At 64.6% G+C, this 25741-nt stretch carries 26 protein-coding genes and 1 tRNA gene; 13 read left to right on the top strand and 14 right to left on the bottom strand.

The genetic code is table 11. The features are described from left to right. Together BZF61_RS13325 and BZF61_RS13320 are read right to left on the bottom strand one after the other, a co-directional pair. Positions 1 to 561 (bottom strand): hypothetical protein, encoded by a 561-nt coding sequence (locus BZF61_RS13325; protein ID WP_086619887.1) that lies wholly within the window; start codon positions 559 to 561, stop codon positions 1 to 3. 14 nt (positions 562 to 575) lie between these two features. After that, on the bottom strand, positions 576 to 1733 hold the full coding sequence (locus BZF61_RS13320) for a bifunctional 2-C-methyl-D-erythritol 4-phosphate cytidylyltransferase/2-C-methyl-D-erythritol 2,4-cyclodiphosphate synthase (protein ID WP_086619886.1): 1158 nt from the start codon (positions 1731 to 1733) through the stop codon (positions 576 to 578). 80 nt (positions 1734 to 1813) lie between these two features. Between BZF61_RS13320 and dusB the strand changes: the two genes are divergently transcribed. The 7 genes from dusB to hflX all read left to right on the top strand — a co-directional run bounded on the left by dusB (position 1814) and on the right by hflX (position 11232). After that, positions 1814 to 2830, top strand: a complete 1017-nt coding sequence (gene dusB / locus BZF61_RS13315) for a tRNA dihydrouridine synthase DusB (RefSeq protein WP_086619885.1) — start codon at positions 1814 to 1816, stop codon at positions 2828 to 2830. Positions 2831 to 2866: 36 nt separating this feature from the next. Next, positions 2867 to 3940 (top strand): two-component system sensor histidine kinase NtrB, encoded by a 1074-nt coding sequence (locus BZF61_RS13310; RefSeq protein WP_086619947.1) that lies wholly within the window; start codon positions 2867 to 2869, stop codon positions 3938 to 3940. A 3-nt stretch (positions 3941 to 3943) separates the two neighbouring features. Further along, positions 3944 to 5407 carry a sigma-54-dependent transcriptional regulator gene (locus BZF61_RS13305; protein WP_086619884.1) on the top strand — a complete coding sequence of 488 codons (1464 nt, stop codon included), beginning with the start codon at positions 3944 to 3946 and terminating at the stop codon, positions 5405 to 5407. A 69-nt stretch (positions 5408 to 5476) separates the two neighbouring features. Continuing rightward, on the top strand, positions 5477 to 7708 hold the full coding sequence (locus BZF61_RS13300; RefSeq protein ID WP_086619883.1) for a sensor histidine kinase: 2232 nt from the start codon (positions 5477 to 5479) through the stop codon (positions 7706 to 7708). A 47-nt stretch (positions 7709 to 7755) separates the two neighbouring features. Continuing rightward, positions 7756 to 9141: a nitrogen assimilation response regulator NtrX gene (ntrX, locus tag BZF61_RS13295; RefSeq protein ID WP_086619882.1), complete on the top strand. Its 1386-nt coding sequence runs from the start codon at positions 7756 to 7758 to the stop codon at positions 9139 to 9141. A gap of 187 nt (positions 9142 to 9328) precedes the next feature. Continuing rightward, positions 9329 to 9916 carry an RNA chaperone Hfq gene (gene hfq / locus BZF61_RS13290; RefSeq protein WP_143737070.1) on the top strand — a complete coding sequence of 196 codons (588 nt, stop codon included), beginning with the start codon at positions 9329 to 9331 and terminating at the stop codon, positions 9914 to 9916. 26 nt (positions 9917 to 9942) lie between these two features. Then, a complete protein-coding gene (gene hflX, locus BZF61_RS13285) occupies positions 9943 to 11232 on the top strand; it encodes a GTPase HflX (protein ID WP_086619881.1) in 1290 nt (429 codons plus the stop codon). Here the strand turns inward: hflX and mazG are convergent. From mazG to BZF61_RS13240, 9 genes are read right to left on the bottom strand one after another with little or no spacing between them, the layout of a single operon-like run. Further along, positions 11221 to 12012 carry a nucleoside triphosphate pyrophosphohydrolase gene (gene mazG, locus BZF61_RS13280; protein WP_086619880.1) on the bottom strand — a complete coding sequence of 264 codons (792 nt, stop codon included), beginning with the start codon at positions 12010 to 12012 and terminating at the stop codon, positions 11221 to 11223. The two genes, hflX and mazG, sit on opposite strands and share 12 nt — an antisense overlap. A gap of 37 nt (positions 12013 to 12049) precedes the next feature. Further along, positions 12050 to 12247 carry a hypothetical protein gene (locus tag BZF61_RS13275; RefSeq protein WP_086619879.1) on the bottom strand — a complete coding sequence of 66 codons (198 nt, stop codon included), beginning with the start codon at positions 12245 to 12247 and terminating at the stop codon, positions 12050 to 12052. Continuing rightward, complete coding sequence (locus BZF61_RS13270; RefSeq protein WP_086619878.1) at positions 12244 to 13026, bottom strand: MBL fold metallo-hydrolase; 783 nt, start codon at positions 13024 to 13026, stop codon at positions 12244 to 12246. Before BZF61_RS13270 ends, BZF61_RS13275 begins: the two co-directional genes overlap by 4 nt. Continuing rightward, positions 13023 to 13799, bottom strand: a complete 777-nt coding sequence (locus tag BZF61_RS13265; protein WP_086619877.1) for a TatD family hydrolase — start codon at positions 13797 to 13799, stop codon at positions 13023 to 13025. Before BZF61_RS13265 ends, BZF61_RS13270 begins: the two co-directional genes overlap by 4 nt. Further along, on the bottom strand, positions 13799 to 15358 hold the full coding sequence (gene metG, locus BZF61_RS13260) for a methionine--tRNA ligase (RefSeq protein WP_086619876.1): 1560 nt from the start codon (positions 15356 to 15358) through the stop codon (positions 13799 to 13801). Before metG ends, BZF61_RS13265 begins: the two co-directional genes overlap by 1 nt. Further along, a complete protein-coding gene (locus BZF61_RS13255) occupies positions 15351 to 16307 on the bottom strand; it encodes a DNA polymerase III subunit delta' (protein ID WP_086619875.1) in 957 nt (318 codons plus the stop codon). Before BZF61_RS13255 ends, metG begins: the two co-directional genes overlap by 8 nt. Next, positions 16304 to 16939, bottom strand: coding sequence for a dTMP kinase (gene tmk / locus BZF61_RS13250; RefSeq protein ID WP_086619874.1), 636 nt, complete (start codon positions 16937 to 16939; stop codon positions 16304 to 16306). Before tmk ends, BZF61_RS13255 begins: the two co-directional genes overlap by 4 nt. After that, a complete protein-coding gene (locus BZF61_RS13245) occupies positions 16936 to 18147 on the bottom strand; it encodes a D-alanyl-D-alanine carboxypeptidase family protein (RefSeq protein WP_245804644.1) in 1212 nt (403 codons plus the stop codon). The genes tmk and BZF61_RS13245 overlap by 4 nt, the downstream gene beginning before the upstream one ends. A 50-nt stretch (positions 18148 to 18197) precedes the next feature. Beyond that, a complete protein-coding gene (locus BZF61_RS13240) occupies positions 18198 to 19244 on the bottom strand; it encodes a lytic murein transglycosylase (RefSeq protein ID WP_086619873.1) in 1047 nt (348 codons plus the stop codon). Positions 19245 to 19331: 87 nt separating this feature from the next. Here BZF61_RS13240 and BZF61_RS13235 point away from each other — a divergent pair. Next, positions 19332 to 19421, top strand: a tRNA-Ser gene (locus BZF61_RS13235). 350 nt (positions 19422 to 19771) lie between these two features. Here the strand turns inward: BZF61_RS13235 and BZF61_RS13230 are convergent. Then, positions 19772 to 20185 carry a MerR family transcriptional regulator gene (locus BZF61_RS13230; RefSeq protein ID WP_086619872.1) on the bottom strand — a complete coding sequence of 138 codons (414 nt, stop codon included), beginning with the start codon at positions 20183 to 20185 and terminating at the stop codon, positions 19772 to 19774. Between the two features lie 78 nt (positions 20186 to 20263). Between BZF61_RS13230 and BZF61_RS13225 the strand changes: the two genes are divergently transcribed. From BZF61_RS13225 to merA, 5 genes are read left to right on the top strand one after another with little or no spacing between them, the layout of a single operon-like run. Further along, entirely contained in the window at positions 20264 to 20662 is a 399-nt protein-coding gene (locus BZF61_RS13225; RefSeq protein WP_086619871.1) for a mercuric transporter MerT family protein, read from the top strand. Positions 20663 to 20685: 23 nt separating this feature from the next. Beyond that, complete coding sequence (locus BZF61_RS13220; protein WP_045449923.1) at positions 20686 to 21018, top strand: heavy-metal-associated domain-containing protein; 333 nt, start codon at positions 20686 to 20688, stop codon at positions 21016 to 21018. Between the two features lie 5 nt (positions 21019 to 21023). Beyond that, a complete protein-coding gene (gene merF, locus BZF61_RS13215; protein WP_086619870.1) occupies positions 21024 to 21281 on the top strand; it encodes a mercury resistance system transport protein MerF in 258 nt (85 codons plus the stop codon). Positions 21282 to 21286: 5 nt separating this feature from the next. Beyond that, entirely contained in the window at positions 21287 to 22642 is a 1356-nt protein-coding gene (locus BZF61_RS13210) for a dihydrolipoyl dehydrogenase family protein (RefSeq protein WP_086619869.1), read from the top strand. Between the two features lie 20 nt (positions 22643 to 22662). Beyond that, the gene (gene merA, locus BZF61_RS13205) at positions 22663 to 24111 is read left to right on the top strand and encodes a mercury(II) reductase (RefSeq protein ID WP_086619868.1); all 1449 of its coding nucleotides are present in this window, start codon (positions 22663 to 22665) and stop codon (positions 24109 to 24111) included. On the opposite strand, the gene BZF61_RS13200 is transcribed toward merA, so the two are convergent. Both BZF61_RS13200 and BZF61_RS13195 read right to left on the bottom strand, forming a co-directional pair. After that, positions 24108 to 24500 (bottom strand): hypothetical protein, encoded by a 393-nt coding sequence (locus BZF61_RS13200; protein WP_086619867.1) that lies wholly within the window; start codon positions 24498 to 24500, stop codon positions 24108 to 24110. The genes merA and BZF61_RS13200 overlap by 4 nt on opposite strands. Next, a partial coding sequence (locus tag BZF61_RS13195; protein WP_086619866.1) for a recombinase family protein occupies positions 24497 to 25741 on the bottom strand: 1245 nt, incomplete at its 5' end. The genes BZF61_RS13195 and BZF61_RS13200, both read right to left, overlap by 4 nt.

Below are 25741 nucleotides of genomic sequence, written 5' to 3'. Positions count from 1 at the left end.
CTATCTGGACTTGCGGGCCGGAGCAGCGCTACAAATCTTCGGGTCCTTGAGATCGGCAAGCTCGGCGATGAAAGTCATCAGCCCGGCGACGTTCTCGACGGGCAGGGGGCTGAGCAGTTCCATGCCGCGCTCGATCTTGGAACAGCTTTCCGGCTTGATCTCGCCTGCAATCATCTGGCCGACGAGGCCATCGACAAAGGGCCGCAGGGATTCCTCGGGGAGGCTGGCGATCATTGCGGTCATGTCGGTGCCCGATGCGCCCTGGCCTCCAGCATCCTTGGCCATAAAGGTCTTCAGCAGGCGGAAGGCCCCGGGCCACGCCTTGTCCTGATGGCTGCGGAACTTCGCGATGAAGGCATCCCCGCCGCGCGCCATGAAGCCGTCGCGCGTCAATTGCTTCGAACATGCCGTGCCGACTGCATCATAGGCGATTGGCATTGCATAGAGCACCGCGTCGCCCAGATCGTTGGCATCGACGCAGGCCTGCTGCTGAGCCTGCGCCGCAGTGCCCGAGGCGAGGGCAAGCAGAGCGAGGGCAGGGGCAAGAAAAGGCTTGTTCATGTCAGGAGCTCCTTTCAGGCAAGACTAAGCATCACAATGGCCTGCGCGGCAATGCCTTCGCCGCGACCGGTGAAGCCGAGTTTCTCGGTGGTGGTCGCCTTGATGCTGACCGCACCTTCGCTCGTGCGCATGATTTGGGCAAGGCGCGCGCGCATCGTCTGGCGATGGGGACCGATTTTGGGCGCTTCGCAGATCAGCGTCAGATCGACATTGCCGATTTCGTAGCCAGCTTCGCGCGCCAATTCTACCGCATGGGAAAGGAACAGGGCCGAGCGCGCCCCGCGCCACTGCGGATCGCTCGGCGGGAAGTGCGTGCCTATGTCGCCGGCTCCTATTGCTCCGAGCACGGCGTCGGTAATCGCGTGGAGCGCAACATCGGCATCCGAATGGCCCGACAGCCCTTTCTCATGCGGGATCCGCACGCCGCACAGCCACAGTTCCTCACCCGCCGCGAGGCGGTGAACGTCATAGCCTTGTCCGATGCGAATGGCCGGGATGGTCGCCGCGTTCACGAAATCCTCCGCGAAAGTAATCTTCCTCAGGCGCTCGTCCCCATCGACAAGGCCGATCGAACCGGAATGTGCCAGCAGCACTTGCGCATCGTCGCCGGCATCAGTCGGCCCGTCCCAGGCGCGATGGGCGGCGAGGATGTCGGCAAAACGGAAAGCCTGCGGGGTCTGGACACGGCGCAGACTCTCGCGCTCGGCCTTGCCAGCCATCGTGCCGTCCGCGCCAGCCACCGCGAGACTGTCGACCACCGGCAGCACGGGGATTGCCCCGGAATGGGCCTCGAGCGCTGCGAGCAGCCGCTTGATCGCGGCGCCGGGCAGATCGGGGCGGGCAGCGTCGTGGATGAGGACATGCACGGGCGCATCGCCAGCGAGAGCCTCAAGTCCGTTGCGCACCGAATCCTGCCGCGAGGCGCCGCCATGAACCACGCGCAGACCGTCAAGCCCTGCCAGCGCCGCAGCTGCATCGGCTTCGGCATCTTCGCTGACCACGACCACAAGTGGCCTCGCTCCGGCCGCCAGCAGCGCTTCAACCGAATGCCGCATCAGCGGCTTGCCACGCCACTGGCGGAACTGCTTGGGCACGTCGCCGCCCGCACGCAGTCCCTTGCCCGCAGCGACGACGATTGCGGCAAAGGGGGGGAGGTCTGAAAGGCTCGCCATCAGGGCCAATCGCTTAAAGTCTGGACGGGCTTTCGGCAATCCACTATGCCCCTGCCCAATTATTAGGCACACCGTCTGACATGACCTCGCTTCCCTCTCCGCCGGCTCTGAAGCCGCTTACCATCGGCCCTGTCACCATCAAGGATCCGGTCATCCTCGCGCCGATGACGGGTGTCACCGACATGCCGTTCCGCACGCTGGTGCGGCGCTATGGATCGGGCCTCAACGTTACCGAGATGGTGGCCAGCGAGGCGGCGATCCGCGAGACCCGCGTGAGCGTGCAGAAGACCGCCTGGGACCGGATCGAGGAACCGGTCTCGATGCAGCTGGTCGGCTGCGATCCCGCATCGATGGCCGAGGCGGCGAAGATCCAGGAAGGCAATGGTGCGGCGATCATCGACATCAATTTCGGATGCCCGGTGCGCAAAGTCGTCGGCCAGTTTGCCGGCTCGGCGCTGATGCGCGAAGTGCCGCTTGCAGTCCGTCTGATGGAAGCGACGGTTAAGGCGGTGAAAGTCCCGGTTACTGTCAAGATGCGCATGGGTTGGTGCCATGACAGCCTCAACGCCCCGGAGGTGGCCCGCATTGCCGAGGATCTGGGCGTACAGATGGTCACCGTTCACGGGCGCACCCGCAACCAGATGTACCAGGGACGCGCTGATTGGGCTTTCGTGCGCAAGGTCAAGGATGCCGTCAAAATCCCCGTGATCGTCAACGGCGATATCTGCGGGATCGAGGATGCCGCCAAGGCGCTTGAGCAGTCGGGCGCGGATGGCGTGATGATCGGGCGCGGCGCCTATGGCAAGCCATGGCTGCTGGGGCAGGTGATGCACTGGTGGCGCACCGGCAAGGCACTGCCGACCCCGAGCATCGACGAACAATATGCCGTGCTGGTCGAGCACTACAACCGCATGCTCGATCATTACGGGCGCGAGACGGGGGTGAAGATGGCCCGCAAGCACCTCGGCTGGTACACCAAGGGCCTGCACGGCTCGGCCGAGTTCCGCAACAAGGTCAACTTCATCGACGATCCCGATCGGGTGCTCGACGAGATCGCACGCTTTTATGAACCATTTCTGATGCAGAAGGCGGCCTGAGCCGTGGGGCGCGCCGGCGAAAGGGTGGGCTCAGGCATGTCAGACCTCCTGCCTGATCCGCGCTCGCAGATCGCCGGGATGATTTTCGCGGTCTTGCTGATCGATCCGCGCGGGCGGATCGCCGAGGTCAACCATGCCGCCGAAAATCTGCTCGGCACCAGCGCGGCGCGGCTTGTCGGCACGTCCCTGATCGAGCGCATCGGGCCGATCGACGCGCGTGTCGCAGTCCGGCTCGAGCAGGCGGATGAGGCTCTGGTGGCGCGCGACCTGGTGATTTCGGCAGCCGGCGCGGAGGTCCGCGTCAACATGACTGTCTCGCCGCTCGGCGGTTTCCCCGGATGGCGGATTGTCACCCTGTCTGAGGTCGGGCACGAAGATCCGGGCCACCAGCAGGGCGGAGAAGCGATGCTCAGCGCGCCGGCGGTGCTGGCACACGAGATCAAGAACCCGCTCGCCGCGATCCGCGGGGCGGGCCAACTGGTCGCGCGCAAGCTGCCCGATGCCGACAAGAAGCTTGCCCGCATGATCACCGACGAAGTCGACCGGATCGCGCGCCTCATTGACCGGATGCAGCAGCTCGGCAGTACCCGCATCGGGCCGGTCGAGCCGTGCAATCCGCACGAAGCCATCCGCAGCGCGATTGCCACCATGCGCGCAGCCGACAGCGAGCGGGATGCAATCGTCATACGCGAGGAGTTCGATCCCTCTCTGCCGCCCGTGCTCGCCAATCGCGATGCGCTGGAGCAGGTGCTGATCAATCTTGTCTCCAACGCCCGCGACGCTGCCTTGCAGCGAGGTGCAGGCGCCGAAGTCGTGGTGCAGACGCGCTTCGTGAGCGGCCTCGCGTTCAGCGCTATCCGCAGGGGGCGGACGGTGCCGCTCCCGATCGAGATTACCGTAAGTGACAATGGCCCCGGCATCGATCCGGGTCTGCGCGATCACGTGTTCGAGCCCTTCGTCTCGTCCAAGCCTTCGGGGCAGGGGCTGGGCCTATCGCTGGTTCGCAAGCTGATTGGCGACATGAATGGCAATGTCAGCCATGATCGCGATGTCCGCGCCGGTCTTACCAATTTCCGCCTGCACCTGCCGCAGGCTCCCAGGCAGAGCTGATCCATGGCCAAGGGCGCGCGCAATATTCTGCTGGTTGAAGACGACGCGGCGATTGCCACGGTGATCATCGCAGCCCTCGAGGACGAGGGTTTCACGATCACCCACTGCACGAGCATCGCCGAACGGGACCGACTGCTGAAGGAACGTCGCTTCGGGGTGATGCTGAGCGACGTGATCCTCGAAGACGGTGACGGACTTGCAAGCCTTGCCGAGGTGCGCGCGCACGCACCGCTGCTGCCGGTGATCGTCCTTTCCGCCCAGAACACCCTCGATACCGCGGTGCGCGCCAGCGAAAGTGAGGCCTTCGAGTACTTCCCCAAGCCCTTCGATCTCGATCAACTCGTGCACGCGGTCCGTCAAGCCTCGGCACACTATGCCAAGCTGGTGAGCGAGGCCGGCGGAAAGCCGGGCAGGCTGAAGGATGAGGAGGAGAGTGAAACCGCCCGGATGCCGCTGGTCGGCCGCAGTCCGGCGATGCAGACGGTTTACCGCATGATCACCCGGGTGCTGCGCAATGATCTCACGGTGCTGATCACGGGCGAAAGCGGTACCGGCAAGGAGCTGGTGGCCGAGGCGATCCACGAGCTCGGCAGTCGTCGCACAGGGCCCTTCGTTGCGGTCAACACGGCGGCAATCCCCGCCGATCTCGTCGAAAGCGAGCTGTTCGGCCATGAGAAGGGCGCCTTCACCGGAGCGATTGCCCAGGCAATCGGCAAGTTCGAGCAGGCGCATGGCGGCACCCTGTTCCTCGACGAAATCGGCGACATGCCGCCCGAGGCGCAGACCCGGCTGCTGCGCGCGCTGCAATCGGGGCGCATCCGCCGGGTGGGCGGACGCCAGGAAATCGCGGTCAATGTCCGCATCGTGGCTGCCACCAATCGCGATCTTGCGCCGATGATTGCCGCGGGCACCTTCCGCGAGGACTTGTTCTACCGGCTCAACGTCGTGCCGATCAGGCTGCCGCCGCTGCGCGAGCGGCGCGAGGATATTGCCGCGCTGGCGCAGCATTTCCTGGTGCTGGCGGCGGAGGATGGCCTGCCCCGCCGGCATCTCACGCCCGAAGCGATCGCACGACTGGAGCAACGCAGCTGGCGCGGCAATGTCCGCGAGCTGCGCAATGTCATCTATAGGCTTGCGCTGATGGCGCGCGAGGAGCGGATCGACGTCGCGACGCTGACGGAGATCATCGACAATGAGGTCGACACCGCGACGGGCGGGCAACGCGTTGGAGAGGAAGGCTTCGGCCCGGCTCTGGCGGCCTGGCTGGCCAGCGAGAGCCCGCCGTCCGGCACGCTTTACCATCGCGCGCTGGCCGCCTTTGAAAAACCCCTGATCGAGTATGCGCTCGGGCGGACGGGCGGCAACCAGCTGCGCGCCGCGGAGCTGCTCGGTATCAACCGCAACACGCTGCGCAAGCGGATCGGCGAATTGGGGCTGCAACCCGATCGCTTTTCCCAAACGGGCTGACGCAATCGGGGCATTACCGAGCCGTTTCGGCTTGCACATTTGCCACACCATTGTTGTAAAGACGCAACGATGGATGCGCCTGTTCCACCCGCAAAGCGCCTGAGGACGCTGCAACCGCCGCGCTGGTGGCGGCGGTTTATCGTCGCTTCGCGCCGCGCGAACATCTTTCGCTGGCTGGAAATCCTCGCAGGCATCGCTTTGCTCGCGGCAATCGGCGTGACGTGGCTGACCTATTCGCGTGCCTCGGCGCCGGATGTGCTGCTGCCGACCATGCAGGTATCGGTGCTGCTGATGGCGACGCTGGTGCCGGCGATGGCGCTGCTCGTGCTGATTGGCCGCCGGGTGGCGCTGCGCCGCGCCGCGGGCAGCACAGCGCGGCTGCACGTCCGCCTCGTGTTCTTCTTCTCGATGGTCGCCGCCATTCCCACGCTGCTGGTAGCAGGCTTTGCCGCCTTCCTTTTCCAGACCGGGGTAGATTTCTGGTTTTCCGACGATTCCCGTGGCTTGATGGAAAACGCCAACGCTCTGGCGCAGAACTACTACGATGCCAACCAGCGCGATGTGCAGCAGGAAACCCTCGCCATGGCGAGCGACATGCGCTTCATACTCGAACGCGTGACGATCACCGATGGGGATTTCCCCGATTTCTATGCCTTGCAGACGCAGGGGCGCAAGATTTCCGAGAGCGCGATCCTGCAGCGCATGCCCGATGGATCGCTGCGCACGGCGGCGATTCTCAATCTCACCGAGGACAACAGCCCGCTCGAATTTGCCGCCCGTTCGCTGCCGCGTCTGGAGCAGGGAGAATTCGTCGTGGTGGAGGGCAGCCCCGAGCGGATCGAGGCCCTGGCGCCGATCGACCCCGACAGCGGTATCTATCTCTACAACGCCCGCACCACCGAGGAGACAATGTTCAATTCGTGGTCGCGTGCGCAATCGATCGTCACCGCCTATAATCGTCTCACCGGCAGTGCACGCATGCTCCAGCTGCGCTTCAACATCGCGCTGGTGGCAGCCAGCCTGTTGCTGGTAGGGCTCGCAATATGGTTCGCGCTGCGCTTCGCGGACCGGCAAGTGAAGCCCTTGACCGATCTGGTCGGCGCGGCGCGCAAGGTGGGGCAGGGCAACTTCGCCCTTCGTCTTGAAGGGCGCACCGGCGCAGACGAGATCGGCCTGCTCAACCGCGCCTTCAACCGCATGACTGCGCAGCTCGACAAGCAGACCCAGGCCTTGGTGAACGCCAACCGCCAGATCGATGATCGCCGCGCCTTCATGGAGGCCGTGCTCGAATCCGTCACCGCCGGGGTGATCTCGGTCGATGACCGGAACCGCGTGACGCTGATGAATTCCTCGGCGCAGGCGCTGCTGTCCGCGCCCGGGAAAGACGGCACGGACATAACCGGCCAGTCGCTCGAACAGCTGGCGCCCGAGATCGTCCGCCTGATCGCCGAGGGCAAGGAGCGTGCGATCATTACCCACGCCAAGGGCACCGAGCTGCTGACCCTCGCGGTCAAGGTCGCGCCGGGGACCAGCGGGCACGTCATCACTTTCGAGGACATCACCCGCCAGTTGCTCGACCAGCGCCAGGCGGCGTGGTCGGACGTTGCCCGCCGGATTGCGCACGAGATCAAGAACCCGCTCACCCCGATCCAGCTGGCGACCGAGCGCCTCAAGCGGCGCTACCGCACCCAGATCAACGATGACGAACGCGACCTGTTCGATGACCTGACCAGCACCATCGTGCGGCAGGTTGGTGATCTCAGGAAGATGGTCGACGAATTCTCATCTTTCGCCCGCCTGCCCAAACCTGTTTTCCGCAACGAGGACGCGCTCGATCTCGTGCGGCAGGCGGTCTTCCTGCAGGAAGTCGCCCATTCGGGCATCGCCTTCAGCGTGTCATCCACGGACCTGCGCGACCGCGAGCTGCGCTGTGATCGCCACCAGTTCGGGCAGGCGATGACCAACGTCCTTAAGAACGCGGTCGAGGCGGTCGAGGCGCGGGCGGGTGAGATGAAAGGTGCGTACATGGGCGAAATCGCCGTCACCATCGCCGACGCGGGCGAGGCCATCACTGTCACTATCGAGGACAATGGCGTGGGCCTTCCCGCTGACCGGGAACGCATTATCGAACCCTATGTCACCACCCGCGAAAAGGGCACCGGACTCGGCCTGGCGATCGTCAACAAGATCGTCGACGAACACGGCGGCGACATGAGCTTTGCCAGCACGCCGAGCGGCGGAACGCGCGTCACCTTGCGCTTCGCCCGCAATCCACAGGCTGTCGAAGGACAGCCCGCTTGATGCAACCTCCCGCACCCCTGAAACTCCCATCCGAAGGAGCCTAGCCGATGGCGCTCGAAGTCCTTATCGTCGACGACGAACGCGATATCCGTGAACTGGTTGCCGGTGTGCTGGGCGACGAAGGCTACGTCTGCCGCACCGCCGCCGACAGCACCGAGGCGCTGGCCGCGATCGACCAGCGCCGGCCTTCATTGGTGCTGCTCGATGTGTGGCTCCACGGCAGCCCGATGGACGGGCTCGAACTGCTCGATGCGATCAAGGCGCGCGAGCCGGCGCTGCCGGTGATCATCTTTTCGGGTCACGGCAATATCGACACCGCAGTGGCCGCCGTCAGCCGCGGGGCGATGGATTTCATCGAAAAGCCGTTCGAGGCCGAGCGGCTGCTGCTGCTGGTCGCGCGCGCGACCGAAACCGAACGGCTGCGGCGCGAGAACACCCGCCTGCGCGAAGGCAGCTGGGGCAGCACCGAGTTCACCGGCAATTCGCCCACCATCAACGCTGTTCGCGCCACGCTCAAGCGGGTTGCCAACACCGGCAGCCGGGTGCTGATTTCGGGACCTCCGGGGGCAGGCAAGGAAGTGGCCGCGCGTCTGCTCCACGCCTGGAGCGGGCGCGCCAACGGCGCCTTCGTGCTGGTCAATTCGGCGCGGATTACGCCCGAACGTTTTGAGCAGGAACTTTTCGGCGAGGAAGTGAATGGCAAGCTGGTGCGTCCCGGCCTGCTCGAACTCGCCGACGGCGGCACCCTTTATCTGGACGAGATCGCCGATATGCCGCTCTCGACGCAGGCACGCATCCTGCGGGTTCTGACTGATCAGAGCTTCGTGCGCGTCGGCGGCACGCGCCAGATCGGAGTGGACGTGCGCGTCGTGTCCTCGACCACCCGCGATCTTACCATTGAAATGGCCGAAAAGCGCTTTCGCGAGGACCTGTTCTACCGGCTCAATGTCGTGCCGGTCACGATCCCCTCACTCGCCCAGCGGCGCGAGGACATCCCGACGCTGGCCGAACATTTCTTCACGCGCTATTCAACCGATCAGGGCCTGATGCCGCCTGAAATCTCTCCTGAGGCGATGGCCGCGCTCCAGGCCTATGATTGGCCGGGCAATGTCCGCCAGCTGCGCAACGTGGTTGAACGCACGATCATCATGACCCCGCGCGAGAAGCTGACCACGGTTGAGCCCGATATGCTGCCACCGGAAATAACCGGGGGGCAGATCGGGCTGACGGGCGAGAACCTGTCGGCAATCATGGGTGTGCCGCTGCGCGAGGCGCGCGAGTGCTTCGAGCGGGAGTATCTTGCGATCCAGATTCGCCGCTTCTCGGGCAATATCTCGAAAACAGCGAGCTTCATCGGGATGGAGCGATCAGCATTGCACCGCAAGCTCAAGCTGCTCGGCATGGCCGACCGGCGTGCAGGCGACGAGCAATAATCCTTCGGCTTGCTGCGGGTCGCACCGGTTCAGGCTCCCGGTGCGCCAAAAAGGCTGCGATAAATCAAGCCTTGTCCCGACGGCTTGCAATCGCCATTATGTCTTCGTGGCTGCCACTTGCCTTTCCGCGTCAGGCAGCCGGATCCGCGGATCGCCTGAGCGGCCGCCAAGAACAGGAGCCAAGACCATGTCCAGCAGCGGGCGAACGCTCTCTCCCCGCCCCATTTCGCGCCCCGCAGCCCCGCCCGAGGGTCGCGGCAGCGGTTCGGCGGGCCAGCAGGGCAATCTCCAGGATGCCTTCCTCAACCTGTTGCGCAAAAACAAGATCCCCGTCACCATGTTCCTGGTGAAGGGCGTGAAGTTGCAGGGGATAGTCACTTGGTTCGACAATTTCTCGATCCTGCTGCGGCGCGATGGCCAGTCGCAGCTGGTTTACAAGCACGCCATTTCCACCATCATGCCCGGCCAATCGCTCGATCCAGCGCAGTTCCAGAGCCGCGGCGGCGGGCGCAAGCAGAAGCTATTGCAGGACGTGTTCCTCAGCCGGGTGACCGAGGCTGCGGTGCAGGTGACGATGTTCCTCATCAACGGCGTGATGTTGCAGGGCCGGATCGCCGCCTATGACCTGTTCTGTATGCTGCTCGAACGTGACGGTGCGGTGCAGCTGGCCTACAAGCACGCGGTCTCGACCATTCAGCCCACCGGCCCGGTCGATCTCAGCGTCAGCGATGACGGTGGGGACGATGGCTACGACGAAGTCGGGATCGACGACTGAGCTTCGATAGCGAGTATGCCGAAGAGGTGACCCGCGGAGCGCGGGCGCTGGTGCTGTGCCCGGATATCAAGGCACTGCGCTATGATCTCGATGCGCCCGAGCGGCTCGCCGAGGCAGAGGGGCTGGCGCTGGCGATCGGGATCGAGGTCGTGCATTCGGCGATACTGCCAGTACGCAAGATGCAGCCCAACACCCTGTTTGGATCGGGTCAGGTCCAAAATATCGCGGTGTGGTGCGAGCAGCACGCGGCCGAGCTGGTGATTGTCGACGGGGCGCTCACCCCGATCCAGCAACGCAATCTGGAAGATCGGCTGAAGCGCAAGGTGATCGACCGCACCGGCCTGATCCTCGAAATCTTTGGCGAGCGCGCGGCGACCGCCGAAGGGCGATTGCAGGTCGAACTGGCCCATCTCGATTACCAGCAGAGCCGCCTCGTGCGCAGCTGGACCCACCTCGAACGCCAACGCGGCGGCTTCGGCTTCCTTGGCGGCCCGGGGGAAACCCAGATCGAGGCGGACCGGCGGATGATCCGCCAGCGCATGGGCCGCCTGCGCCGTGAGCTGGAACAGGTGCGCAAGACCCGCAAGCTCCATCGCGAGCGGCGGGGTAGGGCGCCCTGGCCGGTGATCGCGCTGGTGGGCTACACCAATGCGGGCAAGTCCACCTTGTTCAACCGCTTGACCGGCGCCGAAGTGATGGCCGAGGATTTGCTGTTCGCCACGCTCGATCCCACCATGCGCGCAATCCGCCTGCCGGGGGTGGAAAAGGCGATCCTGTCCGACACGGTGGGCTTCATTTCCGATCTGCCGACCCAGCTGGTCGCCGCCTTCCGCGCGACCCTGGAGGAAGTCACTGGCGCCGATATCATCTGCCACGTGCGTGATGTGGCCAATCCCAGCCACGCGGCGCAGAAGAAGCAGGTGATGGAAGTGCTGGCCGACCTCGGTGTGGTCGACAAGGACACAGGCGAAAGCGTCATTCCGATACTCGAAGTCTGGAACAAGAGTGACTTGCTAGATACTGATTCGCTGGAAGAATTGCGGCAAGCAGCCGACGGACATGAGGCCGTGATCCTCTCGGCGGCAACCGGTGAAGGGGTGGCGGCGCTGGAAGACCGGCTCGCCGCGCTCCTGACGGGCCCGGCGCAGGAGGTCAGCTTCGTGCTGCCTGTCAGTGACGGTCGGCGCCTGGCCTGGCTCCACGCGCACGGAGAGATCCTCGCCGAGGAGGATGCCGGCGAAAGCGAGGCAGGGCCCCTGCGGCGGGTGACAGTGCGGCTCAACCCCAAGGAGCTTGGCCAATTTTCAAGTCTTTGAAGGTATCTTTTCAAGTGCCTTTGCAGCTTGCCAATAGGCTTCCTGCTGATCGAGTGAGAGCGTCGCGAAATCTTTCCCGTCCGCCGCGGCGAGGCGCTCCATCGCCCGGAAGCGATGTTCGAACTTCCGATTGGCGGCTTGCAGCGCCTGTTCGGCATCGACCCCGTAGCGCCGCACGATATTGACCGCGACGAACAGCACGTCGCCCGCTTCCATCAACCTTTCGTCCTCGCTGGCGGCTTCGAGCTCGGCGAGTTCTTCGGCCAGCTTCTCACGCGGGCCTTGGACATCATGCCACTCGAATCCGACCCGGGCGGCACGTTTTTGCAGTTTTTCCGAACGCATCAGCGCGGGAAGCGCAACGGCGACACCATCCAGTGCGCTTTTTGCGCCCTTGGCCGAGCGTTCGTCGGCCTTGAGATCTTCCCAGCGCGCTTCGTTCATCGTTCCACCTGCGTCAGCGAAGACGTGCGGGTGGCGCGCGATCATCTTGTCGCTGATGGCCTGCGCGACGTCGTTGAAAGTGAAGTGCCCGGCTTCCTCAGCCATACGCGCGTGAAACACGACCTGGAGCAGCAGGTCGCCTAGCTCGTCACGCAGATCGGCCATGTCACCGCGGGCGATGGCATCTGCGACTTCGTAGGCTTCCTCGATCGTATAGGGGGCGATACTGGCGAAGTCCTGCGCGAGATCCCAGTCGCAGCCTTGCACCGGATCGCGCAGTCGCGCCATGATATCCAGAAGCTGTTCGATAGGGGACTGGAGAGGGGTCTCGTTCATGGCCGACCTTAAGATTGATAATATATATTATGTTAAATTACAAAACGGCTCCGGAAGTCGCCCGCGCCAAAATGAACCACTCCACCAGCATGTACAGCCCCGCGAAAATGGCGAACCAGACCAACGCCAGCCTGAACATCTGGCCCCATTGCAAGCGATAAGATGCCAGCACGGCGCCGCACAGCACCAGCCAGCCAAGGCTCGCGATGACCGCAACGATCAGATCCGGGCTCATGCGATCATCACCAGGCCGTCAAAACCGACGGTGACGAACTCCGGCACCTCGTTGCAAAGGCTGCGGTAATCCATGCTCTTGTCGAGATGGCTCAGTACGACGCGCCCGGCCTTGCAGCGTTCGCCAAGCTCGATCGCCATGCCGAGATGCGCGTGCGTGGGATGCGGCTCGCGACGCAGGCAATCGCTCACGAGAATGTCGACCTTGTAGAACAGATCGATCATTTCACCGGAAATCGCACTAAAATCGGTCGCATAGCCGATGGACTTGCCATCCGCTTCAAAGCGGTAGGCGGTTGTCTCGCCGGGGCCATGTTCCATTTGGCACCAGTCCACCCGAAAGCCCGCGATCACCTTCAACCGGTCAAGCGTGTCGATCGTGCAGATCGTGGGATAGCCGTCCTGTCCGGCAAAGACATAGCCGAAGCGTTGGCGCAGACGGCGCACGGTCTCGGCCGATCCAAAGCCCGGAATCGGTCCGGCGCGACCGTAACGCAGCACCCGCAAATCATCGATGCCGTGACAGTGATCGGCGTGATCATGGGTCCAGAACACCGCATCGACCGCGTCGATGCGGTTGGCGAGCAGTTGCGCACGGCAATCGGATGAGGTGTCAACCAGCAGACGGCGTCCCTCATCGCTTTCGACCAGGATCGAGACCCGCGTGCGCCGGTTGCGTGGCTCGTCGGGGTCACAGTCGCCCCAGTCACCCGCGCCATCAGGTCCGCCCAGCCGCGGCACCCCGGTAGAAGTGCCAGAGCCGAGCATCACCAACTTCATGCCCGCGCCTTTTTGAAAAGGTTGAAGAAATTGGCAGTGGTCGCGCTCATGAGATGCTCTGCGTCAACCCCCCGAAGCGCTGCAACAAAGGCGGCGGTGTCGGCGACATAGGCCGGCTCGCACACCTTGCCCCGATACGGCACCGGTGCCAGAAACGGGCTGTCGGTCTCAACCAGCAACTTGTCTTCAGGGATCACTTTCGCAACCTCCTGCAAACTCTTGGCGTTCTTGAAGGTCACGATACCCGAGAGCGAAATCATCAGGCCCAGCGCCAGAACCTTGCTGGCGAATTCGGCTGAGGCGGTGAAACAGTGGATGAGCGCTGGGAAAGCCCCCTTGCCCATCTCTTCGACCAGAATCGCGTAGGTATCGTCCTCGGCTTCGCGGGTATGGATGATGAGCGGTAACTGGGTTTCGCGCGCGACATCAATATGCATACGGAACAAGGACTTCTGCGCGTCTCTGTCCGATTTGTCGTAATAGTAGTCGAGCCCGGTCTCGCCAATTGCAATAACCTTGGGGTGCTGCGTGGCTTCAAGCAGGGCCGCGCGCCCGAGATCCCGATGGGCGTCGGCTTCGTGCGGGTGAATGCCGACACTGGCAAAGACGTCCGCTTCGCGCGCCGCGGTACCGATCACCTGGTCCCATTCGGATTTGCGAGTCGAGATATTGAGGAACGCACCTACCCCCGCCGCACGCGCCCGTTCGAGCACGCCTTCGCGGTCCTCGACCAAGCCCTTGTATTCGAGATGGCAGTGGCTATCGACCAGCATCAGGCATCCTCGGCGGGCAGTTCGAGCCGGGGGAACAGCGGGGTCGGCGGCGCGACCGTGAAGCCGCTGGCGACGAGGCGATTGAACCAGTCCCTATCCGCCAACGCCGCATAGCCGCGCGCGTTCCCCGGAACCCCGAGCTGATCAAGCAGCATGGCGGCCTTGGTCGGCACCACGGGCTGGATCGCGATGGCCAGATCCCGCAGCGCCACGAACAGCGTTTGCAGCACCGCCTTCATCCGCTCAGGATCGGTCTTCTTGAGGGCCCAGGGCGCCTGTTCGTCAACATACTGATTGCAGGCGTAAACCGCCCGCATCCATGCTTCGATCCCGGTCGAGAAGCTGAGATCTTTGAATGCGCGGGGCAACTCCGTAGCGCATGCCGTCTGGACGGTCCTCAGCAGCGCAACATCCGCATCCTTTTGCTCGAACGTCTCAAGCCTGCCGTTCATGTTTTTGACGATCATCGACAGCGTGCGCTGTGCGAGATTGCCGAAGGCGTTTGCAAGTTCGGAATTGGCACGTAGAACAATTGCTTCAGGCGAATAGCTACCATCCTGTCCGAAGGCGACCTCGCGCATCAGGAAGTAACGCAAGGCGTCCACCCCGAAGCGTTCGGCCAGTTCCAAGGGATCTGTGACATTGCCGAGCGACTTCGATTCCTTCTGCCCGCGATTGAGCAGGAACCCGTGGCCGAATACGCGCTTAGGCAAAGGCAGATCGGCGCTCATCAGGAAGGCGGGCCAATATATCGTGTGGAAGCGCACGATGTCCTTGCCAATGAGATGCAAGCTCGCCGGCCAGAATTCACCCATGTCGTCGGGATAGCCAAGTCCGGTCAGATAGTTGGTGAGCGCATCGACCCAGACATACATCACATGGCCCTCGGACCCCGGCACCGGCACGCCCCAGTCGAAAGAGGTGCGGCTGACCGACAGATCGTGCAGCCCTTGTTCGACAAAGGCGATCATCTCGTTGCGACGGCTTGCTGGTTCAAGGAAGCCCGGAGTTCTCAGCAATTCAAGCAGTTGATCTTGATACTTCGAAAGTCGGAAAAACCAGCTTTCCTCCACCGTCCATTCGACCGGGGTACCCTGCGGGGAGAGCTTCGCCCCGCCCTCGCCCGCCACCAACTCGCTCTCATCGTAATAGGCCTCATCGCGGACCGAGTACCAACCCTCGTAGCGATCGAGATAGAGATCGCCCGCAGCCTCCATCGCTTGCCAAAGCGCCTGGCTCGCGCGATAGTGATCGGGTTCGGAGGTGCGGATAAAGCGGTCGTAAGACACATTAAGAGTATCGCACATCACACGGAAGTAGCCTGACATTTCATCAGCCAGATTACGCGGGGTGCGACCCTGTTCCGCGGCCTTGCGAGCCATCTTGAGGCCGTGTTCGTCCGTCCCGGTCTGAAACCTTACGCGGCGTCCCATGAGCCGCTGGAAACGGGCGATCACGTCGGCGGCAATCGCCTCGTAGGCATGGCCGATATGCGGACGCCCGTTGGGATAGGAAATCGCGGTGGTGACGTAGAAGGGAGTGGTGTCGCTTTCAGCCATGGGCCGGTTCGCTAGCGGGGGCAGCGGCGACAAGCAAGGTGCCGATCTCGAAGGAAAGCATGGCGGGATCGAAATTGGCGGTGGGGACTTCGGCGGCAAGGCTGACGAGCGCCCCGTGGGCTTCGATCAACCGCTCGCGCTGGCGGGCATCAGTGGTCTTGCGCGCCGCCCGCGCAACCAGGCCCTGCGCCAGATCGAGCACTGCCTGCATCCGCTCGCGATCGGCGCGCGGGCCGATCAGTCGGGCCAGTTCCCCGCGTCCGGCAAAGGTGGAGTCGCCGCTGGCCAGCAGCGTCGAGATGGTTTGCGCGATCGGCGACAGATCCTGCTCAGCAAATCGCAGCGCCGCGCCGAACGACCCCTCAGCCGCGGCAATCGCCGCCGGATCGGGCGGCACGCCGGCATCCTCGAGCATCGCGGCGATTTGACGGTCGGTCAGCACCGGGAATCGCAACATGCGGCAGCGCGAGCGGATGGTTGGCAGCAGCCGCGCAGGGTGATGGGTGACGAGCAGGAAAAAGGTGCCCGCAGGCGGCTCCTCGAGGCTTTTGAGCAGTGCGTTGGCGGCAGCCTTTTCCATATCGTCGGCCGGGTCGATGATGATCGCCCGCCTACTCCCAAGAGTCGGGCGGGTGATCAGCCGTCGCTGCATCGCGCGGATCTGCTTGATGCGGATCGAACGCGCGCGCTCGAATGGCTTGCCATCGGCTTGCGCCTTCTCGGCCTTCTCGTCTTTAGGCCCGTAGCTCAGGATAATGATATCGGGGTGATCGACGGTGGGCTGCGGAACACCCGGCTCGGCGACCAGCGCGCGTGCCGCGGCGAGGGCGAAGTCGCGCTTGCCAAGACCGCTCTTGCCCGCCAGCAGCCACGCGTGATGCATCCGCTCACCGCGCAGGGCATCGCGCCACAGCCGCCAAGCCTCGGCATGATTGGGCCAGCTGGTCATGGCAAGAGATCCGCGAGAGCCGTAAGGATACGCGCGTGCACCTCTTTCGGCGTGCCGGTGGCTTCGATCCGGGCAAAGCTCTGCGGGTCGTCTTCGGCCAGTGCGCGGAAGGCGGCGGCCACCGCGCGGTGATATTCGGCCGAGCGCCCCTCGATTGCGTCAAGCTCGGCCCCGCGCGCGGCTAGCCGTTCGGCAAGCGCACCCTCCCCGGCTTCGAGGAGGATCACCCGATCCGGCCTCAGCCCGTCGCTGCCAAACGCATGAAGCGCAAGGATCGCGCCATCGCCCAAACCTCCGGCGCCACCCTGATAGGCGCGGCTCGAATCGACAAAACGGTCGCAGATCACCCATTCTCCGCGCGCCAGCGCCGGGCGGATGAGGTGGGCGACATGATCGGCGCGGGCTGCGGCGAACAGCAGGGCCTCGGTTTGCGGTGTCCAGCCTGCCTGCGACGGGGGCGCGAGCAGCAGGTTACGGATCGCCTCAGCCCCCGGCGTGCCACCCGGTTCGCGGGTGGTGACCACTGCAAGCCCCATCGCCCGCAAGGCCTCGGCCAGCAGCCCCACCTGGGTGGACTTGCCTGCCCCCTCCCCGCCCTCGAAGGCGATGAAACGACCGCGTCCGGCGCTCATGGCACCAGCCCGGCAAGGGCGCTGACCATCCGTTCAAGCCGCAAGGCGAAGGCGTTGAAGATCCGGTCCAGCGGCCCGGCAAGGCGCACGGCCTCAGCGGCATAGAGCGGGATGCGCGCCGTGGCGCTGCCGGGAGCGGTGACTTCGAGGACGGCAACTTCCTGTCCTGCCGCAATCGGCGCGCGCAGCGGGCCAGCGTAGCGGATGGTTCCCTTGAGCGCAGCCTTGCTGCCGCGTGGCAGATTGACCGCGAGTGCCCCTTTGCCGACCAGTGCGACATGGCGCGCTTCGCCATCCTGCACCCGCGCTTGCCCAACCACGACACCCCGGTCGAACAGGTGGCGGCGTTCGAAGGCGGCAAAGCCCCATTCGATGTAGTCGCGCGCCACCTGGGCACGCAGGCGGGCGTTTTCCACCCCGGCCAGCACCATCACTAGGCGCTGCCCGTTCCGCTGGGCGGTGCCGAGATAGGAGAAGCCGGATTCATTGGTGAAACCGGTCTTGATCCCGTCTGCCCCCACCACGCGGCCGATCAGCGGATCGTGATTGACCTGAGCGATGCCCTTGTAGTCGAACCCGCTGCGGCCGATGTAGTGGCGGAACTTGTCAGGGTGCCGCGCCAGCAGCGCACGCGCGAGGCGCACCAGATCATTGGCGGTGGTGAAGGTGCGCCCTTCGTCGGGAAAGCCGTTGGGCGTGCCGAAATGGCTGCTGCTCATGCCGAGCCGCCACGCTGTCTCGTTCATCGCCTGGGTCCAGCCGGCGACCGAGCCGGCATAGCCCTCGGCCAGCACCGCAGCGCCATCATTGGCCGAGACATTGGCGATCCCGAGGATGAGGTCATCCACCCGCACCCTCTCGCCTTCATCGAGGAACATGGTCGAGCCTTTGCGCCGCCAGTCGCGCGCCACCGCCGGGCTCATCACATAGACCTGCGCCGGATCGAGCTTGCCCGCTGAAATCAGCTCGAAAGCAAGGTAGAGCGTCATCACCTTGGTGACCGAGGCCGGCATGAATCGGCGATCGGGATTGCGGGCGTGGAGCACCTGCCCGCTGGTGATGTCGACCAGCAGCGCCACCGGCGCTTCCTCGGCGGTCGGCGGGGCCGGCACCGAACGCGGCAACGGCAGCTGCGCCAGCGCAGGACCGGCAAAGATACCGAGCAGGACGAGAGACAGCGCGAGGCGATGGGTCAAGGCAGCGATCACGCGGGCGGCTATAGCCCTGCCCCCCGGGCTTGGCGAGGCGCCGACCATGTTCAGTTCACGATTTCGTCGGCCAGCAGACCGACACTCATCGCGTAGTAGTTGGAGCAGTTGTATTCGAGGATCGCCCGGTAGTTGCCGGTCAGCAGCCAGGCCGGGGTGCCCGGCCCGTCGGGCTGAAACAGCGAGACCATCACCTTGTCTGCCAGCCCCCCTTGCGCCACTACGCCGAGCGCGCGCCATTCGGCGACGGTCTTCCAAACCGAGTGGCGCTCATGCACCCGCGGGCAGAGCGGCGCCACAAGGCGGTTCTTGTAGGCATCGACATCAAAGCCCGCCGGCACGAGCGCGCGCACACCCCACGGCTGCTCCGGTCGCCAACCCGCATCGCGGAAATAGTTGGCGATCGAGGCGAAGGTGTCGGGGCGGCTGGTAAAAATGTCAACGCGCCCGTCGCCATCGCCATCCTTGGCAAGGCGCAGATAGACGCTGGGCAGGAACTGCGGATTGCCGAAGGCTCCGGCATAGCTGCCCACCAGCTGCGAACGGGCGTAGCCCTTGTCGGCGATCTTGAGCAGGGCGATGAATTCACCCTCGAACAGCGCGCGCCGCCGCCCTTCCCACGCCAGTGTCGCAAGGCTGCGGGCGAGATCGAAGTCGCCTTTGACCCGGCCATAGCTGGTTTCATGCCCGAAGATCGCGACAATGATCGCGCCTGGCACGCCGGTTTCGCGCTCGATCCGGGCGAGTTGGTCGCGATGCTGGCGATAGACCGCGCGGCCGCTGGCGATGCGCTCGGCATTGACGTGGGTGGCAATATAGGGCGCGATCGGTGGAAAGCCCTGGGTGGTGGCGCTGCCGGGCTGGTTGCGATCGAGCCGGATCACGCGCTCGTTGGGGGTAAGGCCCGCCGTCATGCGCTCGATCGTCTCTCTGCTTACGCCTTCGGCACGGGCGCGGGCCTTGAGCAGTTCGAGATAGGCCTCGAACGACAGCCCGGACGCGGCCTGCGCCAAGGTCGGCGCCGGGGCGCTGGCAGCCGCCGGTAAGGCCGAAGCGGAAAGTGCAAGACACACAGAAGCAAGCAAACGAGGAATCATCTTGCCAAGGATGTCACACCCTGCGCCATTTCCCAAGGTTGAAGGAGGGTGACTTGCGCAAAGCACCCCGCTAGAGGGCCAAAGCAAGGACAGGTGGCCGAGTGGTTTAAGGCAGCGGTCTTGAAAACCGCCGTAGGTGCAAGCCTACCGTGGGTTCGAATCCCACCCTGTCCGCCATTATCTTGTAGCGAACCCGAGATGAGGCCCCACCCGCGGGCCTTTTTCTTTTTGTTTCAAAGGCGTTTAGCCGAGGCATCCGAACCTCGGAGAATGACGCCGGGTCCAGTTTCCGTCTCTAAACGGCCCTCCGTCTCTAACCGACCGAACCTCATGCCGAGCGGTTCGGCTTCGTGAAAGTCTACGTTTTCAGGTAGTTCCGCCCATCGCACCAGGGCATTTTCTGCGGCAGTTATCCCGGCTGGCGTCGCCATCCTGAGAACGCGCGATAGGCGTTGTGCGACGTATTCACACGAACCATCAAATGCCAAATCAATCGCGCAGATGCGCACACTTGTGGATCCGTTTGATCACGATGCCAGCGCCTCCAGCACGGGGCACTCCGGCACCTCTTCGCCCGAGCACTGCGCAGCCGTGGCGGCGAGCACCTTCTCTATGCGCCTGAGTTCAGCGATCTTGGCGCGCACGTCCGCAAGATGTTGCTCCGTCAGCGCCTTCACCTCGGCGCAGGTCTGAGTCCCTCGATCTACGAGCTGCAAGAGCCCGCGCAACTCCTCGATGGAGAAGCCCAGCTCCCGGCCGCGCAGGATGAAGCGCAAACGCCCAACATGGGTCTCGTCATAGACGCGGTAGCCGGATGCGGTGCGCGGTGGATCGGGCATCATGCCGATCTTCTCGTAATAACGGATGGTCTCCAGATTGCAGCCCGTGCGCCGCGCAAGGTCCGCGCGCTTCAGTCCCTTCCCGGAAACGTGATCTCCCATTCTGTCAAAAACCCCCTTGAGTCTGTAGTCACTACAGACCTTATCTTAAAATCAGAACCAAGGCGAGGACGATGACGCATGAGCACACCCGAAGCAGGAATCCAGACGGTACAAGCCGCTGAAGATGCAGACGATCGGAAGCGGAACATCTTTGCGGCGGGCGGTGTGATCGGCGCCATTCTGGCCTCGACCTGCTGCGTGGTGCCGCTGCTGTTCGTAATGCTCGGCATCTCCGGGGCCTGGATCGGCAACCTTACCGCGCTTGAGCCCTACAAGCCGTATTTCGCAGGCATTGCGCTTGTCTTCATCGGCCTCGGCTTCCGGCAGGTCTATTTCAAAGCCAAGCCCGCTTGTGTGGACGGTTCCTATTGCGCCAAGCCGCAGTCGGCCGTCATCACCAAGACTGCGCTTTGGCTCTCCACCGTGGTGATCTTGCTCGCGCTGACCATCAATTGGTGGGCGCCGCTCTTCTACTGAGACCAAACATAGGAGTAACCGCCATGAGACGCCCCCTTATCCTCGCTGCTGCCTTGCTGGCCCTCGGCGGACTCGGCTGGACCATCGGAACGGCCGTGGCCCCGGCCGCCGCCCAGTCCGCCTCCCAACAGGTGGCGGCCGCCCAGACCCGGACCTTCGCCATCCAGAACATGACCTGCGCGCTTTGCCCAGTGACCGTGAAACGCGCCATGGAAGGCGTAGAGGGCGTTCGCTCGGTCAATATCGACTTCGATGCCAAGACAGCAACCGTGGTCTTCGACCCATCGGTGACGAACGCAGACGCCATCGCCGCGGCCTCGACCAACGCGGGCTATCCGGCCTCGGTCCGAGGCTGAGGCCGATGAAGGACGCAACGATCCTCAAGACCGGTATCATCGGGGCCGCGATCGCCGCGATCTGCTGCGCCACGCCGGTGCTTGTCATTGCCCTCGGCGCGGTCGGCCTTTCGGCGTGGATTGGCGGTCTCGACTATGTGCTGCTGCCCGCGCTCGTCCTCTTCCTCGGCGTGGCGGCCTACGGCCTGTGGCGGCAGAGCCGCGCGGCGGCTTGCTGCGATACGGACGATGTCCAGACGATTAATTTTCAGAGAGATAAATAACCTTCATGTCCGACGGATTTGAGTTCGACCTCATCGTCATCGGCGCGGGAACGGGCGGCAACGGCGTGGCGCGCATGGCCGCCGCCGAGGGCTGGAAGGTCGCCATCGTCGACCGGCTTCCCTACGGCGGCACCTGCGCGCTCAGGGGGTGCGATCCCAAGAAGATGCTGGTCGGCGTGACCGAAGGCGTCGAACGGGCGCGGGCGATGGACGGCAAGGGGCTGATCGCCGAGCCCCGGATCGACTGGGCCGAGATGATGGCCTTCAAGCGGACCTTCACCGACGCCATGCCGGGCCGGATCGAGGCCGGACACGACAGGGCCGGCATCGCCACGCTCCACGGATCGGCGCGTTTCACCGCGCCCGACACGGTCGAGATCGACGGCAGGGCCTGGCGAGCGCGGCATTTCCACATCGCCACGGGCGCGCGGCCTGCCACGCTGGGGATCCCCGGCGAGGAGCATCTGATCACCAGCACCGACTTCCTGGAGCTGCCGGAATGCCCGCGGCGCATCGTCTTCGTCGGCGGCGGCTATATCGCGTTGGAATTTGCGCATATCGCCGCGCGCGCCGGGGCCGAGACGGTCACCGTGCTGCAACGCGGGCCCCGCATCCTGCCGAACTTCGATCCCGACCTGACGGCGATCCTGGCCGAGGCGACCGAGGCGCTGGGCGTCGATGTCCACACCGGGGCCGCGGTCAGCGGCATCGCGCGCGAGGGTAACGCCTTTGCCGTGCAGTACGAAACGCCGGATGGGCCGAAGAAGGTCGTCTGCGACGTTGCGGTTCATGCGGCCGGGCGGGTGCCGAACATCGGGGATCTGAACCTCGAGGCCGCCGGGGTGGATGCAACGAAACGCGGCATCAAGGTCAGCCCCGCAATGCGCACGTCGAACCCGGCGATCTTCGCCGCGGGCGACTGCGCCGACAGCGGGCCGAACCTGACGCCGGTCTCGGCCAACGAGGCGCGCATTGCGGCCAAGAACCTGCTGGCGAACCAGGACGAACGCAAGATCGTCTATCCGCCGATCCCGAGCACGGTCTTCACCCTGCCGCCGCTTGGCAGCGTCGGCCTGTCCGAGGCCGCAGCGAAGGAGGCGGGACACGACTTCGACGTCCATTTCGAGCGGACCGAGCGATGGTATTCCTCGATACGTGTAAGCGCCGTGGCCAGCGGCTTCAAGGTTTTGGTGGAGCGTGAGACCGGCCACATCCTCGGCGCGCATCTGATTGGTCCGGGAACGGAGGAACAGATCAATCTTTTCGCGATGGCCATGGGTGCGGGGCTGACCGCCAACCGGATCAAGGCGGCGATCTTCGCCTATCCCAGCTACGCCTCGGACCTCGGGTCGATGGTCTGAGAACAGAAAGAAAGACGGACATGAACGAACGCCTCAAGCCAAGCCACTGCTGCACCCCCAACGCACGATCCCGGACAACCTACGACCTCGCCGTCATCGGCGCAGGCTCGGCGGGCTTCTCCGCCGCCATTACGGCGGCCGAACAGGGCGCCAACGTGGCGCTGATCGGCCATGGGACCATCGGTGGCACCTGCGTCAATGTCGGCTGCGTGCCGTCGAAGACCATGATCCGGGCGGCCGAAGCGCTGCACGGCGCGCGGGCGGCGGGACGGTTTCCGGGCCTGTCGGGGGAAGCACGGGTCGATGACTGGCAGCGCCTGATCGCCGCCAAGGACGACCTTGTCTCGACGTTGAGGCAGAAGAAGTATGCCGACCTGCTGGCCGCGTATAACGGCATCGCGTACATCGAAGGCGCGGCGCGGCTGAACGGCACGGGCGTCATCGCTGACGGCAACGCCATCGCCGCCGGCAAGACCATCATCGCCACGGGTGGGCGCCCGTCCGTGCCGCCGATCCCGGGTATCCAAAAGGTGCATTACCTGACCAGCACGACGCTACTGGAGCTGGAAGAGCTGCCGAGGAGCCTGATCGTCATCGGCGGCGGCTATATCGGCGCGGAGCTTGCGCAGATGATGGCGCGCATGGGCGTCGCCGTGACCGTCGTCTGCCGGTCGCGGCTTCTGCCGCAGGTGGAGCCCGAGGCTTCCGAAGCCCTGGCGGCGGCCTTCCGCGCCGAGGGCATCACGCTGCATTGTGGTATCGCCTATGATGCCTGCCGTGAAGACGAGACGGGCGTGACCGTCTGCGTCAGGGAGGGCGGCAGGCTGATCGAGCTCAAGGCGGGGCGGCTGCTGGTCGCCACGGGGCGCACGCCCAATACCGAAGCGCTGGGCTTGAACGAAGCGGGCATTGCTCAGGACGGCCGTGGCGCCATCGTCGTCGATGACCGCATGCGCACGTCGAAGCCGGGCGTCTATGCGGCCGGCGACGTGACCGACCGCGACCAGTTCGTCTACATGGCCGCCTATGGGGCGAAGCTCGCTGCCCTCAACGCCTTGAACGGCGACAGCCTCGCCTACGACAACAGCGCCATGCCCTGGGTGGTGTTCACCGACCCGCAGGTGGCAGGCGTGGGCCTGAGCGAGGCGGCGGCGAGAGCCGCCGGCCATGAGGTCAAGACCTCCGTCCTTCCGCTCGACCAGGTGCCGCGCGCGTTGGCCGCCCGTGACACGCGGGGGCTCATCAAGCTGGTTGCAGATGCAAATACCGATCGTCTGTTGGGCGGCGTCATCATGGCGCCCGAGGGCGCCGACAGCATCCAGACGCTGGCGCTGGCGCTCAAGTTCGGCATGACCACGAAGGCACTCGGAGAGATGATCTTCCCCTACCTGACCACTGTTGAAGGGTTGAAGCTGGCCGCCCAGACATTCGACAAGGATGTGGCAAAACTCTCCTGCTGTGCCGGTTAAGCCAGTCCCTCAAACACTATCCCCATCTGCTCCGCCCATGGCCGGTCGGCGACCGAAACAAGGTCGTTCAATGACAGCGCCGGTGGGACGCGCCTGATGACGAGGTGTTCAAGCACCTCGGGTGACAGATAGGCGAGCCGCATTATTCGGCTCACGAACCGGTCGGAGACCTTCTCGGCCGCGGCGATATCCTGAATGGTGGAAGCGGCACCGGATTCCAGCTGCCGCCGCCAGCTCCAAGCGCGAGCGATGGCGCGCAGCACATGAGGATCTTGTAACCGGCCGTCCCGGACCGTCACCTCGTCGGGCGGCAGGATCATCGGCCGCCCGTTGCGTTTGCGGATCGTCAGGGGGATGACGACCCGGATGGTGTTCGTCGAGTCGGTCATGCACAGGCCTCCGTCTGGCGGGGGGCCATCATGTCCCGCAGGACCGAGCCCAGACCCTCATGGCGCAGATCGACGGCGATGCCGTCTTTGCCGACGGTCACCCGCTCGACTAGAAGCTGGACGATGCGGGTTTGCTCCGCCGGATACAGCGCCGCCCAGAGCTGGTCGAACTCGCCGAGCGCCTGGACAACCGCCTTCTGATCGATGGTCGGGCTCTCGTCGCGCAGGGCCTTGATCGTCCGCGCCGCGATCTCGGGCGCGCGGATCATGCGGCGGATTTCGCCGACCACGGCGTCCTCGACCATGCCTGCGGGCAAGCGCAGCGGGCCCGAGGCGTCGCCGGTCGGGCGGTTTCGGATCAGGTCCATGGACGCGTAGTAGCGGTAGAGGCGCGTGCCTTTCTTCGTCGCCGTCGGCGTCATCGCCGTGCCCGTCTCGGTGAAGATGATCCCCTTCAGCAGGGCTGGCGTCTGGCGGCGGGTATTCTTCGCCCGCAGGCGCGGGCTTTCTGCCAAGATGCTGTGAACCTTGTCCCACAGGACCTGATCGATGATGGCTTCGTGCTCGCCGGGATAGGCCTTGCCCTTGTGCACGGCTTCGCCGAGATAGACCCGGTTGTTGATCAGTTTGTAGAGGAAGCCCTTGTCGATCGGCTTGCCGCGCTTGTTCAGAACGCCCTCGGCCGCGAGCGCTTTCGCCAGCGTCGTGGCGGAGCCGATGGCGACGAAGCGCTCGAAGATCATCCGGACCGTCGCGGCTTCCGCTTCGTTGACGACCAGCTTGCGGTCGCGCACGTCGTAGCCCAGCGGGACGTGACCGCCCATCCACATGCCGCGCTTGCGGGATGCCGCGACCTTGTCGCGGATGCGCTCGCCGATCACCTCCCGCTCGAACTGTGCGAAGCTGAGGAGGATGTTCAGCGTCAGCCGGCCCATCGAGGTCGTGGTGTTGAACGACTGCGTGACCGACACGAAGGTCACCCGATTGCGGTCGAAGATCTCGACCAGCTTGGCGAAATCCATCAGCGAGCGCGACAGCCGGTCGATCTTGTAGACCAAGATCACATCGATCAGACCGGCCTCGACGTCCTGAATGAGGCGCTTCAAGCCGGGGCGCTCCAGCGTGCCACCGGAGAAGCCGCCGTCATCGTAGCGTTCGCGAATGGTGGCCCAGCCTTCGGCCTTCTGGCTCGTCACGAAGGCCTCGCAAGCCTCGCGCTGGGCGTCGAGGCTGTTGAACTC

The organism is Erythrobacter tepidarius (assembly GCF_002155695.1).
Lineage (GTDB): Bacteria > Pseudomonadota > Alphaproteobacteria > Sphingomonadales > Sphingomonadaceae > Erythrobacter > Erythrobacter tepidarius.
The sequence above is the reverse complement of the archived record's forward strand: the minus strand, read 5'-3'. Positions and strand labels throughout refer to the sequence as shown.